Source organism: Methylocaldum gracile, assembly GCF_053646815.1.
Genome location: NZ_CM132196.1, coordinates 3941261 through 3959997, shown reverse-complemented (window position 1 = coordinate 3959997; position 18737 = coordinate 3941261). Strand labels below are relative to the sequence as shown.

Sequence of the window (18737 nt, the reverse complement as noted above, 5' to 3'; positions counted from 1 at the left end):
AGCGCGGGGCCGGGCCCATTCCGCTCTTCGCCTCGATGCGGGAACGCATCGCAAGACCCACACGCCGACCGCGGCAAAGGGATTGGACCTGCGGTCGCTTTCGTTCGATATGCTTGAAATCATCCTTGCTCGCGCCTGCGGACGCGCGGGACTGCCGTTTCTGGGCTACCGGTAAAGTGCTTCGCTTTGGATGAATCGCCGGACCGGCTCGGGAATCAAATAACGGGCGCTCTTGCCGGTTTTTACGGCTTCCCTGATGCGGGTCGCCGAAATATCGAGCTGGGTGACCTCGACGAAATGGATTGCTCCCGCCGGCTGAGGGCGCATGGCACCTGGCTGTTCGGTACGGCGTTCTGCGATGCGCGATGCCAAATCGCCCGCAAAATCGGGCGCCGCGCCCGGCCGTTGCATGACGACGATATGGGCGAGATCGAACAGCTCCCGCCAGCGGTGCCAGCGGGGAAAGCCGAGGAAGGCATCCAGCCCGACGATCAGGCACAACGGCCGAGCGCCGATTTCCGCTCGAATGGACGCAAGCGTATCCACCATGTAGGACGGCCCGGGCCGGTCTAGTTCCCGTGTATCGATACGGAAGCCGGGCTCGGCGTCGTGCAGGGCCAGCTCCAGCATCTTAAGGCGATGATCGGGTTCGGCCTCCGGCGCAGCGCGGTGGGGCGGCAAACGGCAGGGGACGAAGCGGACCTCGTCCAGTTTGACCGCTTCTTTGACTTCCAGGGCCGTCCGCAGGTGGCCGTAGTGGATGGGATCGAAGGTTCCGCCGTATATGCCGATCATGAGCGCTCTTGGGGGGGAGAGGCCGTAGCAGTAGGCCGGGAACCCTTTCCCGACATATTCGTCGGCAAAGGATTGCCGACCTACGATACTAATCCGCCCTAGGTGTTGCAAGTCAGGCGCGGATATGTCCATCGCCCAGAACGATGAATTTCTGGGTGGTCAATCCTTCCAGTCCTACCGGGCCGCGGGCGTGCAGCTTGTCGGTGCTGATGCCGATTTCGGCGCCCAAGCCGTATTCGTAACCGTCGGCGAACCGGGTGGAGGCGTTGACCATTACCGAGCTGGAATCCACTTCCCGGAGAAAACGGCGCGCGCGGGTGTAGTCCTCGGTCACGATGGCGTCCGTGTGTTGCGATCCGTGCCGATTGATATGATCCAGCGCCTCGTCGAGGCCCTCGACCACGCGGATGGACAGGATGGGCGCGAGATATTCGGTGTCCCAGTCTTCCGCGGTTGCCGGCGTACAGTCCGGCAAGATTTGCACGGTTCTAGGGCAGCCGCGGAGCTCCACGCCCTTTTCCCGAAAGAGGTGCGCCAGGTCCGGAAGGAGAACGGGCGCAATCGGGGCAGCGATCAGCAAGGTTTCCATCGCATTGCAGACACCGAAGCGCTGGGTCTTGGCATTCAGAGCAATCTTGATGGCCTTGTCGAAATCGCAGCGGTCGTCGATGTAGACGTGGCAGATGCCGTCCAGGTGTTTGATGACCGGGATGCGGGATTCTTCCGTGATGCGCTCGATGAGGCTCTTGCCGCCGCGCGGCACGATCACGTCCACGTGGCGTTCCATGCGGATCAGCTCGCCGACCGCCGCCCGGTCGGTGGTTTCGATCAGTTGCACGGCGTCGCGGGGCAGTCCCGCTTGCTCAAGACCGTCCCGTATGCAGTCGGCGATGGCCTTGTTGGAATGTATGGCTTCGGACCCGCCCCGCAGGATGCAGGCGTTGCCGGATTTGAGGCAAAGCGCCGCGGCGTCCGCGGTCACGTTGGGGCGGGACTCGTAGATGATCCCGATGACGCCCAAAGGCACCCGCATCCGGCCGACCTGAATGCCGGAGGGTCTATAGGTGAGGCCGGTGATTTCGCCCACCGGATCGGAAAGCGCGGCCACTTCGCGTAGACCTTGAGCCATGGCGTCTATGCGCTTTTCGGTGAGGTCCAGCCGGTCGAGCATCGCGCCGTCGAGTCCCCTCTGCCGGCCGACTTCGAGATCCTTGTGATTCTCCGCCATCAACACCTGCGCATCGCTTTTCAGCGCGTCGGCGATGGCCAGGAGAGCGCTGTTCTTTGCGGCGGTCTCCGCACGGCTCATCGAGCGGGCGGCCTCGCGAGCCTGCTCGCCCACCCTAAGCATGTAAGTTTGAAGGTCGTTTAACATGGGTCGTTCAAGGAAAGGTGAATAATCGAAAGCGGTGAGCTATGAAACGTCAATGAGGCTTCGCCGTAATGCGTGTTCCCGAAGGTGCCGTGAGGCTTACGCAGACGGACAACAGTTCTTCCCAGGGGTCGCCCGTTTCCATGCCTTTGATCACTCTGTCAGCCTTGGCGCTGAGCAAGAGGGTCCGGTGAATGCTGTCGCGGTTCAGGCGCTGCAGTGCCTGGAGCACGGTCGATTTTCGTTTGTCCCACACTTGGCATTTCGCCAATGCCGATTCGGTCGGGGTGCCTTGGGCGACCAGAGCCATGATGTTGCCGATCAGGCGAACGTCGCGGGTGAGCGCCCATAGCGCGACCGCAGGCGCCACGCCTTCCGCCTTGAGTCCCGTGAGTACGCGGTAGGCTTTCTGAGTGTGACCGCGCAAGACTTCTTCGGCCAGATCGAAAACATCGTAACGGGCGCTGTCGGCGACGGCCTTGACGATCTGGTCGTCGTCGATCTTGCCCTTGCCGTACAAGATGTGCAATTTTTCGATTTCCTGGGCGGCCGCCAGCAAATTGCCTTCGACGCGGGCGGCCAATATGCGGATGCCCGAGCGGTCGGCCAACAGTCCTTTCGCGTTCAAGCGCCGGTCGAGCCAACGCAGCAATTGCTCGCCCTCCAGGGGCCAGACCTGGACCACCACGCCGATGCGGTCGATGGACTGGTACCAGCGGCTTTTTTGTTCGGCGCCCCCGATTTTCGCGCTGCTGACGATGAGGACTGCGTCTTCCGCGGGCCGCTCGGCATAACGCGCCAGGGCTGCCGCCGCCGCTTTGTCCGGCTTCGCGGGAAGGCGCAGGTCCAAAATGCGCTTTTCGCCGAAGAGAGAAAACGAATCGGCTGCCTCCTGCAAGCTGCCCCAGTCGAAGCCGGTATCGGCGTAGAACAATTCACGGCTGCCGTACCCGGCGGCACGCGCTGCCTGCCGTATCGCGTCGGCCGCTTCCGCAAGCTGCAGGGGCTCGTCTCCGCTCAGGAAATAAACCGGAGCCAGACGCTTCTTCAGTTGCTCTCCCAGCTGCTCGGCGGATAGTTTCACGACTTGTCCGCAGGCGGGCGGCTCAGTGCGTAAGCGACGCGGCGAAACAGGAGTTGGGCGGCCTCGCGCTGCATCTCCTGCTGGATTTGGTATTCCTCCTGGGTTTGACTGAGCGGGGAGGTCTGATCGTTGAAATAATCCCGTTTCAGCTCGAGCTCCTGGCGCGGCAGCAGTATCTCGCCCTGTGGCGTCGACACCTCGTAGACGACCCGATAGCTCAAATCGAACAGGTTGGCCCGGCCTTGCTTGCTCAGACCGATCGGGCGGCGGTCCTGTCTCGCCTGGACGATGTGGATCACCGCGCCGGCCTGGTTGGGAGCCGCCGCGAGGTTGCCGCCGGAATAAGACAAAATATTCGAAAATTCCTGAACGAACAGATCTCCGCGCCCCAAACCGTCGATGTAGAAGGTTTTAGCGACCATCGTGGCCGGCAAGCTGCCGCGGAGATGGAATCCGCAAGCCGAGAGCAATAGGGCGAAAATTGCCGAAACCGCCGCTTTTGCGAGAGACCGTCTTGTCATTGACTACACCACGATGTTGACCAGCTTGCGCGGAACCACGATAACCTTTTTGACCGGTTTGTCCTCGACGAAGCGCTGCACGTTGGGATCGCCGAGCGCGGCGGTCTCCACTGCGTCGTTGGCGGCGTCCACCGGCACGGTGATTTTGCCGCGCAGCTTGCCGTTCACCTGAACCACCAGCTCCACGGTGTTTTGCACCAGCGCCGATTCGTCCACTCTTGGCCATGCCATGGTCGCGACCGTTTCGGGATGTCCGAGTTCGTGCCACAAGCGGTGGCAAATATGGGGCACGATGGGAGACAGCATCAGCACCACGAGCTCCAGCGTTTCCTGGCGCACCGCGCGTCCCTGATCGCTCGCATCGTCGAACTTCGCCAAGGCGTTGAGCAGTTCCATGTTGGCGGCGATCGCCGTGTTGAAGGTGTAACGCCGGCCGATATCGTCGCTGACCTTGCGAAGGGTCTCGTGCGTCTGGCGCCGCATGGCCTTTTGCGCCTCGTCGAGCGCCGTCTTGTCGAGCCTAGGGGCGGGGCCTTGGTCGACATGGACGGCGACCTGTTTCCAGAGGCGCCTCAGGAACCGAAATCCACCTTCCACGCCGCTGTCCGACCATTCCAGCGACTGCTCGGGCGGGGACGCGAACATCATGAACAAGCGCGCCGTGTCCGCGCCGTAACGATCGATCAGCGCTTGCGGATCGACGCCATTGTTCTTGGACTTGGACATTTTTTCGGTGCCGCCGATCGTGACCGGCTGTCCATCGGCCTTCAAGCTCGCGCCCAGCGGCCTTCCCCGCTCGTCCAATTGCACGTCCACTTCGGCCGGGTTGTAGTAGTGCTTCTTGCCGTCGGCCTGCTCCCGGTAGAAGGTCGGCGCCACCACCATGCCCTGGGTGAGCAGATTGGTGAAGGGTTCGTCGCTGTCCACCAGGCCCACGTCGCGCATCAGCTTATGGAAGAAGCGCGCGTACAGAAGATGCAGGATGGCGTGCTCGATGCCGCCGATGTACTGATCCACCGGCAGCCAGTATTTGGCGCGTTGATCCAGCATGGCGTCGTGGCTGTCCGGGCAGGCATAGCGGGCGTAGTACCAGGACGATTCGACGAAGGTGTCCATGGTATCCGTCTCGCGCTCAGCCGGGCCTCCGCATTTCGGGCAGGTTGTTTGATACCACTCGGGCATTTTCTTGAGCGGAGAGCCCACATCGATCTTGACGTCTTCCGGCAATACCACGGGGAGCTGATCTTCGGGTACCGGCACGTCGCCGCAGTTCGGACAATGAATGACGGGAATCGGGCAGCCCCAGTAACGCTGGCGGGAGATGCCCCAGTCGCGCAGGCGGAACTGGGTGCGCTTCTGGCCTAGGCCTTTGGCTTCGAGATCGGCGGCGATGGCGTCGAAGGCTTGCTGGAAATCGAGGCCATCGTATTTTCCCGAATTCACGCACACGCCGTACTCGGCATAGTCGTCTATCCACTCGCCCTCCGGATCGACCGTCTCATAAGCGTCCGATTTGGACGCGATGACGGTTTTGATCGGCAGTCCATATTTATGCGCAAACTCGAAATCCCGCTCGTCATGCGCCGGCACCGCCATCACCGCGCCTTCGCCGTAGCCCCACAATACGTAATTGGCGACCCACACCGGCAGTTTTTCGCCGGTTAATGGATGAATGACGAAGCGGCCGGTCGCCATGCCTTTCTTTTCCATGGTGGCGAGATCGGCTTCCGCCGTGCCGCCGTGTTTGCATTCCTCGATGAAGGCTTCCAATTCCGGATGGCCTTCCGCGGCTGCCAGGGCCAGCGGATGTTCCGCCGCCACGGCGACATAAGTCGCGCCCATCAGGGTGTCGGGGCGGGTGGTGTAAACCTTGAGGACGTCGCTGCCGTCCTCGTAGGGAAAATGCACTTCGCAGCCGTGGCTCTTGCCGATCCAGTTGCGCTGCATGGTCTTCACCTGTTCGGGCCAGCCCGGCAACTGGTCCAGCCCGGCGAGCAGTTCCTCGGCGTAGGCGGTGATGCGCATGAAGTACATGGGGATGTCGCGCTTTTCCACCGGCGCGCCCGACCGCCAGCCGCGGCCGTCGATCACTTGTTCGTTGGCCAGCACGGTCTGGTCCACGGGGTCCCAGTTCACCGGGGCGACCTTCTTGTAGATCAGGCCTTTTTCGAACAGCTTGGTGAACAGCCATTGTTCCCAGCGATAATAATCGGGCTTGCAGGTGGCGATCTCGCGGCTCCAGTCGATGGCGAGCCCCAGCGACTTGAGTTGCTTGCGCATGTAATCGGCATTGGCGTAAGTCCACGCCGCCGGAGCGACCTTGTTCTGCATCGCGGCGTTTTCCGCCGGCAGTCCGAAGGCGTCCCAGCCCATCGGCTGAAGCACGTTCTTGCCCTGCATGCGCTGATAGCGGGCGATCACGTCGCCGATGGTATAGTTGCGGACATGGCCCATGTGCAGCCGCCCGCTGGGGTAGGGGAACATGGACAGGCAGTAATACTTTTCCCTGGCCGGGTCTTCGACGGCGCGGAAAACGCCCTGGGCTTCCCAGGCGTCCTGGGCTTCTTGTTCGATGGTCTGCGGCTTGTAAATGTCTTCCATACGCGGGGATTTCGGTCGCCGAATTAAACCTTGTAGGATACTAAAGCACTCGCCGGTACCGCAAATGGGCGCGGGCTTCGTCGGCGATCCTCGTTTTGTCCTGAAAACCGGATTTCGTAGGGTGGGTTAGGCGCGCATAGCGACAGATTTGGTATTAGTCACTGTGCCGCGAGCGCGCCGTAACCCACCAAAAGGTGTGGTCCACGCCCCCCCCCGGTGGGTTACGGCGCGCGGAAACACCGAAGGAACTTTGCGGACTCGGTGCGATGCGCGCCTAACCCATCCTACGAATCCGTACTTCGGAACAAACACGAGTTGCCGGGACTCCTGAACGGGATACTCCGAATAAGCCTTTTGACAGATTGTCTTATGCCTGTTGTACGTAGCACACTTTATGGATTCGTTTTCCGGACATCGTCCGACAGCCTTTTCGGGAGAAAAACATGCGCACATTGATCGCGGGCTTGGTCTTATTACACGTGCTCTTGCTGAGCGGATGCGGATACAACACCCTGCAGCAGCAAGACGAGCAGATCAAGGCGAGCTGGTCGGAGGTCGTAAACCAATATCAGCGCCGGGCGGACCTGGTGCCCAATTTGGTCAACGTGGTGAAGGGTTACGCAGGGCACGAAAGGGAGGTGTTGACCCAGGTGACCGAGGCGCGTTCCAGGGTCGGGTCCGTTCAGGCCACGCCGGAACTGTTGAACGATCCGCAGGCCTTCTCCCAGTTCCAGGCGGCTCAGGGCGAATTGTCCGGCGCCTTGTCGCGATTGATGGCGGTGGCGGAGAACTATCCGCAGCTCAAGGCGGACAGTTTGTTCCGCGATCTGCAGGCGCAGCTGGAAGGTACGGAGAACCGCATCACCGTGGCGCGCAATCGCTACATCGCGGCGGTTCAGGACTATAACGTCACGGTCCGCTCCTTCCCCACCAACATTACCGCGCGGATTTTCGGCATGGAGGTCAAGCCGAATTTCACGGTGGAAAACGAACGCGAAATCTCTCGGCCGCCCACGGTCGATTTCGGCACGCCGGCCCCCGCCCCCGCCCCCGCCCCCGCCCCCGCTCCGGCCCGGTAGGCGAACGTCGATATCGATGCCGAACATGCTTCCGGTTTGGATTCTTGCCGTCCTTCTGGCGTTTGTCGGGTCCGAGGCTAGGGCCGAGGTTGCGGTGCCGGCGCTACAGGCGCGCGTTACCGATCTGACCGGGACCTTGAAGCCGGACGAAAAGGCGGGACTCGAAAGCCGGCTGTCAGCCTTCGAGGCTGAGAAAGGCAGCCAAATCGCGATCTTGCTGGTGCCCACCACCGAGCCCGAAACCATCGAGCAGTATTCCATACGGGTGGCGGATGCCTGGAAGCTGGGCCGCAAGGGGATAGACGACGGCGTCCTGATCCTCCTGGCCAAGCAGGACCGTACCGTTAGGATTGAAGTGGGGCGCGGGCTCGAGGGCGTGATCCCCGATGCCGTCGCCAACCGGATCGTGGAAGACGTGATGCTCCCGTTTTTCAAACAAGGCGATTTCTACGGCGGCCTGTCCGAAGGCATCGATAGCCTTTTCGCCCTGATTCGCGGGGAGCCTCTGCCCGCGCCAGCCGATGGCGAAAGAGTTCCGGATGAAGATCTGGGCGGCGTTTTCGGACTTTCGATTCTGGGCGGCATCTTCGGTGGCCGGATACTCCGGTTTCTGTTCGGCCCCTTTCTCGGCGGACTCATCGCCGGCGCGGGCGCCGGACTGCTGGTCGCCGTTTTCGGTTTGCCGATCCTGTTTTCGCTGTTCGTCGGTTTCTTCGTCTTCATGGCGGTGTTCGGAGGCATCGGCCGGGTAGGGCCGGGCGGCTGGTACGGCGGGCCCGGCGGATTCGGCGGCTCCTCCGGAGGCGGCGGTTTCCGAGGGGGCGGTTTCCGAGGGGGCGGCGGCGGTTTCAGCGGCGGCGGAGCTTCGGGGCGCTGGTGATGTTCAAGCATTTCGGTCGCATCCTAAAGCATCTGTGTTACGGACCCTGGCGGCTTCGGCGGGTCCTGCCGCGCCACGCGCTTAAAGCCATCGCCGAGGAGATCCGTGACAGCGAGACGAAGCACGGCGGAGAAATCCGCGTTGCCGTGGAAATTTCGCTCGATTGGCGGCGGCTGCTGCGGCGCGAGACGCCGAGGGAAAGGGCCTTGGAAGTGTTTTCCGATCTCCGCGTCTGGGATACGGAGCGGAACAACGGCGTTTTGATTTATCTGCTGCTCGCGGATAGGGACGTGGAGATCGTCGCCGATCGCGGTATCGACCGGTTGGTCGGAGCCGAAGCCTGGGCGCGGATCTGCCACGAGATGGAAGCGGCTTTCCGGAAAGGCGACTTCGAGGCGGGTATCGTGGCCGGGGTTCAAGCCGTGGGCTCTCATTTGGAAAAGCACTTCGCGGGACCGGATCTGCACGGCGACGAGCTCGCCAATCATCCGGTCATTATTGATGGTTGAGTTTGCTCGGCCGCTCCTGTTTTGAGTTAAGGCTCAGGCTCGTCGTTCCGGCAGGGAATGCCGGAACCCAGACGTTCGGGACGACTTGCGGAGTAACGTCCTTGTCGACTGGATACCGGCACTCCCTGCCGGTATGACGGCTTAGTTCAACAGCATTGTCCCGCGCCGGGTACGGACTTTTTCCGGTCAACCGGCTAGTTGCCGATTACTATTAACGGATCACTTCATTTGCCGGAGACCACTCATGACCGACGCATTGTTAATCGCCAAAGGCCGGGATTCGCTTTCACTGCTGCCGTCCATGGCCAACCGCCACGGCCTGATCAGCGGCGCGACCGGCACCGGCAAGACCGTTACGTTGCAAGTTCTGGCGGAGCGTTTCAGCCGCATCGGCGTGCCGGTGTTTTTATCGGACATCAAAGGCGATTTGTCCGGTTTGAGCCAGCCGGGCGTGGCCAGCCCGAAGATGGTCGAGCGGCTCTCGTTGCTCGGCATCCAGGGCCATGAATTCGCCGGATTTCCGGTGACCTTTTGGGATGTTTTCGGCGAACAGGGACATCCCGCTCGGGCGACCATTTCCGAGATGGGGCCCTTGCTGCTCTCGCGCATGCTTAATCTGAACGAAACCCAGGAGGGCGTGCTCCACCTGGTTTTCAAGATCGCGGACGACAGCGGAATGCTGCTGCTCGATCTGAAGGACTTGCGCGCGATGCTTCAGTTCGTGGGCGAAAATGCGGGCCAATTCACCACCTCGTACGGCAACATCTCCGCCGCCAGCATCGGCGCCATCCAGCGCGGTTTGATGGCCTTGGAAAGCCAGGGCGGAGACCGGCTGTTCGGCGAGCCCTCCCTGAACATCGACGATCTGATGCAAACCGCGCCGGACGGGCAGGGCGTAATCAATATCATGGCCGCCGACAAGCTCATGCAGGCACCGAAAGTCTATGCAGCCTTTCTGCTCTGGCTGTTGTCCGAACTGTTCGAGCATCTGCCGGAAGTGGGGGATCGCGACAAACCCAAGCTGGTGTTTTTCTTCGACGAGGCGCATCTGCTATTCGACGACGCTCCGGAGATTTTGCTGGACAAGATCGAGCAAGTCGTGCGCCTGATCCGCTCCAAGGGCGTGGGCGTTTATTTCGTGACGCAAAATCCTCTGGACGTTCCGGACAAGGTTTTGGGACAGCTCGGCAATCGCATCCAGCACGCGCTTCGGGCCTTTACGCCGCGGGATCAGAAAGCGGTTCGTTCGGCGGCCGAAACCATGCGCGACAATCCGGACCTGGACGAGAAGACCGTCATTACCGAGTTGGGCGTCGGCGAAGCCTTGGTTTCATTACTCGACGAAAAAGGCCGTCCGCATATCGTCGAGCGGGCCTTCATCCTGCCGCCTCAAAGCAAGATCGGCCCCATCGATGCCGCTCAACGAAAGCAACTCATCGGCGAGTCGCCCATCGCGGGCCATTACGAAAAAGCCGTGGACCGGGAGTCGGCCTACGAAATGCTCAAAGCGCGTGCCGCCGAGGATCTCCAGCAAAGGACCGAAGAAGCCGGTCGTCCTGCTTCCGGTTCGGCAGCCGGAGGCATTTTCGATACGCTCGGGAGCATTCTGGGCACTCCGTCGCGCGGTAAGGGCAAACAACGGCAAACCGCGATGGAGGCCTTCGCCAAAAGCGCCGCCCGAAGCATAGGCAGCGAACTCGGCCGGCAGCTTCTTAGGGGCGTGCTGGGGTCTTTGACGGGAAGAAAAAGGTAGGGTGGACGTTATCAGGTATACCAAAAGGTAGGATGCGGTGAGGGACGAACCGCATCGTTCGCGATCAATGCGTTTCGGGCACTCAGTGCATCTTACGAACTCGTTATCGGGCAGGCGGCAATAAAAATATCGGCTTGCGGCTATTCTTAACGACGGCTCAGTTTACATGTGGGTCCCGGTCGGCCAGTTTCGGCCGACCGGGACTTCTCGCGAGGCGCCGAACGAACCCGCGTGATCCGTGCGGCCATAGAAGAGTTGACGAGGAGTTAAGATGTTTTACGAAGTGAAGCCTTTGGTGCTGATTCTGATCGGGGCCGCCGTGGTCATGAGTCAGACCGCCTTGGCGATACCGTTTGCCGTACTGTTGATCGTTCTCGGCGCATTCATTATGGGCATGCGTTTCATCTATCGCTCCGAAAGAGTCAGTAGAGCAAAAACCGCTTCACGGCAACGAAAGAATTTCTGACTTACCGGGCAATCGGCATTTCGTTCCGCAGAGCCGCAGAGACCGCGGCTGTTTGGTGGGTTAATTCCAAATCGCTTTCAATAAGGCATTCATTTTGTAGGATGGGTAGAGCGAAGCGAAACCCATCGATGGTGGGTTACGCTCCGCTAACCCACCTACAATTAATGGTCACTCGAATGCCGAATGGAATAAGATCGATGCCTAACCCGCGCGCTTTCGAAACGGTGTACGATTCTGCCACCGGTTTAGGGCGCCGCCATTAATCTCGCCAGTCCCTTCCGCATTTCCTCCATCAACAACATTCCCAATGCAAACGGCAGAGTAAACAGCCAGACGTCGAGCTCTATGGGCGCGGTGCCGAAGATGTTGTTGCCCCAAGGCGTGTAATCGATGAACAGGATCAAGGCGATTTCCAGCAGAATGCCGACCAGGATTAATCGGTTGTTGAAAAGGGGAGAGCGGAACAGGGGGCGGTCCGGATGTTTGCACAGAAAGACGTTCATCACCTGCATGACGATGATGGCCGACAGACAGGCCGTGGTGGCTCGGAGATAAATCGGGTTGTCTCGGGCCAAGGTTTGGCCGTACTGCCAGCCGGCTCCATGGAGCACGTAGAAAAAGGCCGCCATGGCGGCGAGGGCTTCGAGAACTCCGAGGAACAGGTAGGCACGCGTGAGCAACGGCCAGGTGAGCAGTTTTTCCCTGGCCGATCGGGGCGGCTTTTTCATGCAGACGGGGTCCGGGCGATCCGCTCCGAGTCCCAGGGCCGGCACCATATCGGTGCCGAGGTCGACCGCCAGAATCTGGATGATGGTCAGGGGCAGCGGAATGCTGAACAGGGCGAAAGCGAGGTAAGGCACGAGTTCGGGAATGTTGGACGTGAGTATGTAGGACATGAACTTGCGGATATTGCCGAATACCGCCCGCCCTTCCTCTATCGCGCTGACGATGCTCGCGAAATTGTCGTCCAGGAGAATCATGTCGGCGGATTCCTTGGCCACGTCGGTTCCGGCAATGCCCATGGCGATGCCGATGTCGGCGGTCTTGAGCGCCGGGGCGTCGTTGACTCCATCGCCGGTCACCGCCACTACGTGCCGTTTGCGTTTCAGGGCGTCGACGATGCGCATCTTCTGGTCGGCGCCGAGCCGGGCGAAGATGACTTCTTCTTTGTCGAGCGCGAGCTGTAGCTGCGTGTTGGAGAGCCGCCGCAATTCGTCGCCGGTGATCACGTGGGGGTGATTGCCGCGGAGCAGACCGATTTCCCGGGCGATCGCCTTGGCGGTGTGAGGGTGATCGCCGGTGACCATGATGACCTTGATGCCTGCCTGAAGGCATTTTTCGATGGCGGACGGTACCTCGGGACGGGGCGGGTCTTCGAGGCCGACCAGGGCGGTCAGTATCAGGTTCTCTTCCAATCGATCGTGATTATAGGTATCCGAGATTTCGCGATGGGCAAAGGCGAGGATGCGAAGTCCGCGTTCCGCCATCGTTTCTTGGGCATAGACAAACCGGCGGCGCATTTCCTCGGTCAGCGGCACGATTTCTTCGCCGATCTGCACGTCGGAGCACAGCGGCAGCACGGTTTCCAGGGCGCCTTTGGCGTACAGCCGGTTCCCCTCCGGCGTGCGGCTCAAAATCGAAAGGCGCTTCCGGTCCGTGTCGAAAGGGATCTCGTCGATTTTCGGATAGGCGGCGGTATCGTTCAGGAACCGTTCCGCCATCCGCACCAGCGCGATCTCCATGGGATCGCCGAGTAGCTCCCGCTTTCCGTCGCGGCTCGTTTCCTTGAGGTTCTGGCAGTTGCGCGCGCACTCCCAAAGTCTCGGGTAGGTTGCAGCGAGTTGTTCGTCGATATCTTCCGGATGACAGACTTCATTGCCGAAGAAGATTTGTCTCGCCGCCATGCGGTTTTGCGTCAGGGTGCCGGTCTTGTCCGTGCAGATGACGGTGGCCGAGCCCAATGTTTCGACCGATGGCAGGTGGCGTACCAAGGCATTGCGTTTGGCCATGCGCTGGGTGGCCATGGCGAGGGAGAGGGTAACCGTGGGCAGCAGGCCTTCCGGTACGTTGGCGACGATGATGCCGATGGCGAAGATGAAATCCTGCCAAAACGACAGGCCGGCCGCCCGCCCGATGAAAAAGAAGACGATGCCCAATGAGACGGCAAGCATGCCGACGATCCGGCTCAGGCGGAGGATTTCGTTTTGGAGAGGGGAAACGGGTTCGCCTGCCGTTTGAGTGAGGTGGGCGATCTTGCCGAATTCGGTGTGCATGCCGGTGTGGAAGACCACCGCCCGGCCTTCGCCGGAGACGACGGCGGTGCCCGCCAGCAGGACATTGCGAGCGTGAATGAGCTCGTCCGTCGCAGAGGGCTGCGCGTCTCTGGCTTGGGGTAAGGCTTCGCCGGTTACCGCGGCGTTGTTCACCCTCAGGGCAAAAGCCTCCAGAACCCGGCAGTCGGCGGGTACGTTGTCGCCTTCCTGCAGCAGGATCACATCGCCCGGCACGATGTCCGAAGCATCCGCAAGGCGCACGCTGCCTTCGCGCATCACCTTGATTTGCAGCGGCAGGAGCTTTTGCAGCGCGGCGATGGCTCTTTCGGCCCGGTATTCCTGCCAGAACGAAAACAGCCCGTTGACGAGGATCACGCCGATAATGGCGAAACCCAGAGTTTCCATGCCTTCCCCCGGCGCTTTCCAATCCCCGAAAAACGCCAATGCCGCGGCAAGCCAGAGGAGCAGGGCGAAAAAGTGAGTGAACTGCCTGGCGAAGCGTAGTGCGACGGATTCCCGCTCGAACTCCGTAAGCCGGTTGGCACCATATTCACGGAGCCGGCGGGCCGCTTCGGTTTCACTTAGCCCTTCGGGTTGAGTATGAAGGCTTGTCAAGGCCTGATCGGGTTGGAGATGATGGATTTTCATGCCGCCTTTTGGGGTGAACCGATCCAGCAAACGCCTTGGCCGCCGTAGGCAATTTCGCGGATTTTCGTCAAGCGGCCGAAATATGTACAGAAAAAGAACTTATATGCTATAAACCCCGCGCTATCACGCCGATGTTTCAATACGCGGACAGTTAGAACCCACTCAACTAAACAGTCGGTTTACAGAGTATGACCAATCAACAATTCGATAAGACTCGCTTTTCTGTTCTGAGAAATGGTTTTTGCGCCTTCTCTATCGCCGTGGCTGGGCTATTGGCCGGCTGCGATGCCGGTCCCGGCGGCAGTTCTTCTGCGCCGGCCATGTCGGAAGCGAAAATCAGCGGGAACGTTCAGGATCAACACGGTCCCGTTACGGATGCCAAGATCGAAGTGCGGGACAAGAACGGTCAGTTAGTGACGACGACGGAGGTTACGAGCACCTCGAACCAGTACTCGATTACCGTCCCCGCGGGCACTGCGTATCCCATCGTGCTGACCGCCACTCCGAACAATCCGGCGCCGGGTCGCGGTCCGGTCAAGGCCGTGGTAACCAGTTCACTAGCCGACCGTATGGACATCACCGACGTCACCACCATCGTGGTCGATTCGGCCATGACCTTGGGCGGCTTGACCGAAGCGAACATCGCCAAGGCGTCCGGCGGCGCGATCGGCTTGCGCCAGCGCCAAGGCGCGAGCGCGGCAGCGGGCGGCGGCGGTGCGGGTCCCGGCCAGAGCGGCGGCGGCGTCAGCCGTGGTGGGCACGGCGGGCATGGCGAGCATGTGCCTTCCGGTTCCGGCGCATCTCCCTCCGACAGCAGCTCCGACCAACAGCAGCCGGCGCAGCAGTAATGCGGTGTAATCGACTTTAGCCTTTCGGCCGGGATGCTTTAGCTTTTTTAAAGACTCCCGGCGATTTTCCCGAAGCCGGCAGATGAGCTCGACGGAGCCGTCTGCCGGTTTTCTTTTTGGTCACGGCTCGGACCTTGTTGAAACGGGCAGGCCGCGATTGGAAGGGTCGCGACTAAAGCAACCGTTTGCGATTGGGAAGGGATTGCCGACCTACCTATCGGGCTCTCTGACACCGACCAGAGAGGGATACGGGAAGCGGGAGTCCCTACAAGCGTATGGGCTTTTTGGGCAGCGTGTCGGTAGGTGAGAGTTCCGGCAGCACGGGCAAGCGGACCACAAATTCGCTGCCTTGGCCGGGACCGGGACTGGAGACGCACACGGTTCCTCCGTGCAATTCCACTAAGCGGCGGACGATCGTGAGACCAATGCCGAGACCGCCTTGGGATCGATCGAGCGTGCGCTCGGCCTGGGTGAAGAGATCGAAGACCTGGGGCAGTATCTCGGCCGGTATGCCGAGACCGGTGTCCCGCACGCGAAGCTCGATGTCGGAGCCGTCCCGATTTGCGGTGAGCCAGAGGGCGCCCCCTTTCGGCGTGTATTTGGCGGCATTGTTCAGCAAATTGCCCAAGACTTGGATCAGCCGGATGCTGTCGCCCTCCAAGTATACGGGAGCGGAGGGGAGAGTGACGGTGAAGGCGTGTTTCCGTTCATCAAGGAGAGGTCGCGTGACCTCGATGGCGCGGGCCACGATATCGCTCAGCTCGATCGTGTCTTTTTTGAGTTCCACTTTGCCGCGCGTGATGCGGGAAACGTCGAGAAGGTCATCCACCAACCTGACCAGATGGGCCGTCTGCCGATCGATTACATCCTCCGCCCATTGATGTTGCGGATGTTGCGGACCGATCCGCCGCAGGAGTTCCACCGCATTTCGAATCGGGCCCAAGGGGTTGCGCAGTTCGTGGGCCAGCATGGCCAAGAATTCGTTCTTGCGGTGGTCGGCTTCTTGGAGTGATGTTTGGGCCTGTATCAGATCGTCGATATCCGAGCATGAGCCAAACCACTTGATGATGTGGCCGGCCTCGTCGCGGATCGGTTGGGCGCGACACATCACCCACCGGTACTCGCCGTCTCGATGGCGGAGCCGATGCTTCATCTCGTAAGGTTCGCCGGTCTGGAGGCAATGCTTTCGGCGTTCATTGACGGGTTCCACTTCTTCGGGATGCAGAGCCCGCATCCAGCTGAAGCCCTTTTCTGAGTCGCACGGCTGTCCGGTGAATTCATGAAAGCGCGGGTTGGTGTAGTCGACCCGCCCATCCGGACAAACCGTGAAGACGATATCCGGCACTGTCTCGGCTAGGGCGCGGAATCGCTGCTTGCTTTCGCGCAGCGCCCGCTCCACCCGCGCGCGCTGGACGATCTCCCGCCTTAAGGTTTCATTGGCTTGCACCAGTTCGGAGGTGCGCTCCTGCACCCGCGTTTCCAGTTCGGCGTAAGCTTGGCGCAATGCTTCCTGAGCCCGCTTCCGCTCGATAATCTCATGCCATTTGCTCAAGGTGCACTTGACGATATGCGGCATGGCGGACAGGGTGGCCTCGGACTTGACGAGATAATCCAGAGCCCCGGCCTTCATCGCCTCGACTGCGATCGCCTCGTTCCCGTAGCAGGTCATAACGATGACCGGATAAGACGTATTCGAGCCTTCCTGCGGCAAAAGCTCCGTACCTTTCCCGTCGGGCAGCCGCAAATCGGTGATCACGAGATCCGGTAGGGCGACGGCAAGCGCCTCCCGCGCCTCGCGGAGATGGCGTACCACCGTCAGACGAACGGGTTCGCCTTGAGCCTCGAATGCTCTCTGTATGAGCTCGGCGTGGCTAGTATCATCCTCGGCCAAAAGGATGTGAAGGATGGTGTCGGCTATCGGCGCAGCTGCGGATGGCTCAGGTTTCATGAACAGTTCGGTCGGACCAGGGGTAGTGATTCCAGGCCAGCCAATAAAAGCCCAGATCTTCCATCATCCGGGTGAAATTCTCGAAATCGACGGGCTTGACGAGATAGCTGTTGGCATGCTGGCCGTAAGCTCTGGCGATGTCTTGCTCGGCTCGTGAGGTGGTGAGAATGACGACCGGCAGATTCGCAATGGACGGCGATGCCCTGATTCTACCCAGGACTTCAATGCCATTTATGCGGGGAAGGTTGAGGTCCAGCAGGACGACGTGCGGCCTCGGGCTGGTTTGCGGATCGGCATACGCGCCCTGTCGCAGCAGATAATCCAAGGCTTCCGCGCCCTGGCTGACATGATAGATCCGGTTCGCCACGCGGTGTTCCTGAAAACAGCGGATGACCAGTTCGGCATGATCCGGATTGTCTTCGACCAACAGGATATTCAGGACTTCTCCCTTCATGCTGGATCCCTCAGGGAAAAATAAAACGTGCAACCCAGCCCTTGACCTTCCGAGTCTACCCAGAGACTTCCGCCGTGCACCTCGACGATTCGCTTGACGATCGCCAGTCCGATTCCGGTACCCTCCGTATTGGGATCGAGCCGCTCGAACAGGCCGAAGATCTTCGTATGGTAGCTTGGCTCGATTCCGATACCGTTGTCACGTACAAAATAGACGATTTCTCCTTCTCTTGCTTCCGCGCCGATCTCGATCAAGGGTTCATCCTGGTCACCCATGAATTTGACGGCGTTTTCTATCAGGTTGAGCCACACCTCGAAGATCCGCTTCGGATCGCCGACCGCGTCGGGCAGACCGCGGCTGATCTCGGTCCGCAGTTTACGCCCGGGAAGCCGGTCCCTGACAAGCTCGACCGCCTCATGGACGAGAGCGCGCATCGAGACCTTTTCGGGCGGATTCGCGACGCGGCCGATGCGAGACAGCTCCAGCAGATCTTCCAGCAAGGTCTGCATTCGGCTCGCCGCCGCACGAATTCGCCGGATGTCTCCGCGCATACGCTCGAAATCTCCCCGCGTCGCGCTTTGTTCCAGCATGCCTGAAAATCCCTGGATGGTAATCAAGGGACTCTTGAGATCGTGCGAGGCGGTGTAAATGAACCGCTCCAATTCCGCATTTTTTTCGGTCAGCTGTTCGAGGAGAGCAGCCTGTTGTTCCTGGGCTTTTCGGCGTTCGGTCACATCGCGAATGATTCCGGTGAACAGGCGATGGTTGCCCAGAGGGGTTTCGGCGACGGTCAGTTCGATGGGAAAAGTGGATCCATCCCGACGCAGCCCGAGGACTTCTCGGCCGATGCCGATGACCCGGCGTTCCCCCGTTCTGAGATAGCGGGCAATGTAGGCGTTGTGTTCGTCGCGGTAAGGGGAGGGCATCAGGAGAGTAATGCTCTGACCTTTTACCTCCGCTTCGGTGTACCCGAACATGCGCTCGGCCGCGGGATTGAAGGTCTCGATGAGCCCCCGCTCGTCGATCACGATGATGGCGTCGACGGCGGTCTCGAGAATCGCGCGCAACCGCACCGTCTGGTTCGCCAAGGCTTTCTCGGCGAGTTTGCGGCGACTGATGTCGTGAACCGTAGCCAATACGAAACGACCTTGCTCGGCCTCTAGGAGAATTAGGCTTATATCCGCTGGAAATTCGGTTCCATCCTTGCGCAAGCCGAAAAGATCCAGTCCTTCCCCCATGGGGCGGGAGCGGGGATGTTCGGCGTAACCCGCACGCTCTTCTCGATGCCGCCCGCGAAACCGTTCCGGCATGAGGTCTTCGACCGTGAGTTCCGCCAGTTCTTCGCGGGCATAGCCGAAAAGTTTCTCCAGCGCGGGATTGGAAAAAAGGATTTTTCCCTTGATGTCCGTAATCGCCATGCCATCCAAAGAGGACTCCAGCCATACACCGAAGTTCTTTTTTTTCAGCAGGAATTCCATCATGAAATGCCCGGAAAATGGTAAGAAA

Annotated in this window: 15 protein-coding genes; 6 read left to right on the top strand and 9 right to left on the bottom strand. The window is 60.4% G+C overall.

The window, feature by feature from the left end; translation table 11 throughout:
- Positions 1 to 165: 165 nt before the first annotated feature.
- From nadD to leuS, 5 genes are all read right to left on the bottom strand, one after another.
- The gene (nadD, locus tag ACWJJK_RS17645; protein WP_156881938.1) at positions 166 to 795 is read right to left on the bottom strand and encodes a nicotinate-nucleotide adenylyltransferase; all 630 of its coding nucleotides are present in this window, start codon (positions 793 to 795) and stop codon (positions 166 to 168) included.
- Positions 796 to 907: 112 nt separating this feature from the next.
- Complete coding sequence (locus tag ACWJJK_RS17640) at positions 908 to 2170, bottom strand: glutamate-5-semialdehyde dehydrogenase (protein ID WP_077727881.1); 1263 nt, start codon at positions 2168 to 2170, stop codon at positions 908 to 910.
- A 49-nt stretch (positions 2171 to 2219) separates the two neighbouring features.
- Positions 2220 to 3251: a DNA polymerase III subunit delta gene (gene holA / locus ACWJJK_RS17635; protein ID WP_454128323.1), complete on the bottom strand. Its 1032-nt coding sequence runs from the start codon at positions 3249 to 3251 to the stop codon at positions 2220 to 2222.
- A complete protein-coding gene (locus ACWJJK_RS17630; RefSeq protein ID WP_156881937.1) occupies positions 3248 to 3772 on the bottom strand; it encodes an LPS assembly lipoprotein LptE in 525 nt (174 codons plus the stop codon). The genes holA and ACWJJK_RS17630 overlap by 4 nt, the downstream gene beginning before the upstream one ends.
- A 3-nt stretch (positions 3773 to 3775) precedes the next feature.
- Complete coding sequence (gene leuS, locus ACWJJK_RS17625; RefSeq protein WP_156881936.1) at positions 3776 to 6373, bottom strand: leucine--tRNA ligase; 2598 nt, start codon at positions 6371 to 6373, stop codon at positions 3776 to 3778.
- A 443-nt stretch (positions 6374 to 6816) separates the two neighbouring features.
- Here leuS and ACWJJK_RS17620 point away from each other — a divergent pair, with 443 nt between their 5' ends.
- The 5 genes from ACWJJK_RS17620 (at position 6817) to ACWJJK_RS17600 (ending at position 11060) form a co-directional block, all read left to right on the top strand.
- The gene (locus ACWJJK_RS17620) at positions 6817 to 7452 is read left to right on the top strand and encodes a LemA family protein (protein WP_454128322.1); all 636 of its coding nucleotides are present in this window, start codon (positions 6817 to 6819) and stop codon (positions 7450 to 7452) included.
- A gap of 25 nt (positions 7453 to 7477) precedes the next feature.
- Positions 7478 to 8332: a TPM domain-containing protein gene (locus tag ACWJJK_RS17615; protein WP_156879468.1), complete on the top strand. Its 855-nt coding sequence runs from the start codon at positions 7478 to 7480 to the stop codon at positions 8330 to 8332.
- Complete coding sequence (locus ACWJJK_RS17610) at positions 8332 to 8841, top strand: TPM domain-containing protein (protein WP_156879469.1); 510 nt, start codon at positions 8332 to 8334, stop codon at positions 8839 to 8841. Before ACWJJK_RS17615 ends, ACWJJK_RS17610 begins: the two co-directional genes overlap by 1 nt.
- A gap of 244 nt (positions 8842 to 9085) precedes the next feature.
- Entirely contained in the window at positions 9086 to 10594 is a 1509-nt protein-coding gene (locus ACWJJK_RS17605; RefSeq protein ID WP_156879470.1) for a helicase HerA-like domain-containing protein, read from the top strand.
- Positions 10595 to 10865: 271 nt separating this feature from the next.
- Entirely contained in the window at positions 10866 to 11060 is a 195-nt protein-coding gene (locus tag ACWJJK_RS17600) for a hypothetical protein (RefSeq protein ID WP_077727889.1), read from the top strand.
- A gap of 245 nt (positions 11061 to 11305) precedes the next feature.
- Here ACWJJK_RS17600 and ACWJJK_RS17595 read toward each other — a convergent pair whose 3' ends face one another.
- On the bottom strand, positions 11306 to 13981 hold the full coding sequence (locus ACWJJK_RS17595) for a cation-translocating P-type ATPase (RefSeq protein ID WP_156879471.1): 2676 nt from the start codon (positions 13979 to 13981) through the stop codon (positions 11306 to 11308).
- Between the two features lie 188 nt (positions 13982 to 14169).
- Here ACWJJK_RS17595 and ACWJJK_RS17590 point away from each other — a divergent pair, with 188 nt between their 5' ends.
- On the top strand, positions 14170 to 14829 hold the full coding sequence (locus ACWJJK_RS17590) for a hypothetical protein (RefSeq protein WP_205780626.1): 660 nt from the start codon (positions 14170 to 14172) through the stop codon (positions 14827 to 14829).
- A 265-nt stretch (positions 14830 to 15094) separates the two neighbouring features.
- Here the strand turns inward: ACWJJK_RS17590 and ACWJJK_RS17585 are convergent, their stop codons facing one another.
- Genes ACWJJK_RS17585 through ACWJJK_RS17575 form a run of 3 tightly spaced genes read right to left on the bottom strand, consistent with a single transcriptional unit; the run spans position 15095 to position 18712 of the window.
- Positions 15095 to 16777, bottom strand: coding sequence for an ATP-binding protein (locus ACWJJK_RS17585; protein WP_156879472.1), 1683 nt, complete (start codon positions 16775 to 16777; stop codon positions 15095 to 15097).
- Positions 16767 to 17231 (bottom strand): response regulator, encoded by a 465-nt coding sequence (locus ACWJJK_RS17580; RefSeq protein WP_086133062.1) that lies wholly within the window; start codon positions 17229 to 17231, stop codon positions 16767 to 16769. Before ACWJJK_RS17580 ends, ACWJJK_RS17585 begins: the two co-directional genes overlap by 11 nt.
- Complete coding sequence (locus tag ACWJJK_RS17575; RefSeq protein WP_156879473.1) at positions 17228 to 18712, bottom strand: PAS domain S-box protein; 1485 nt, start codon at positions 18710 to 18712, stop codon at positions 17228 to 17230. The genes ACWJJK_RS17580 and ACWJJK_RS17575 overlap by 4 nt, the downstream gene beginning before the upstream one ends.
- Positions 18713 to 18737 lie beyond the last annotated feature (25 nt).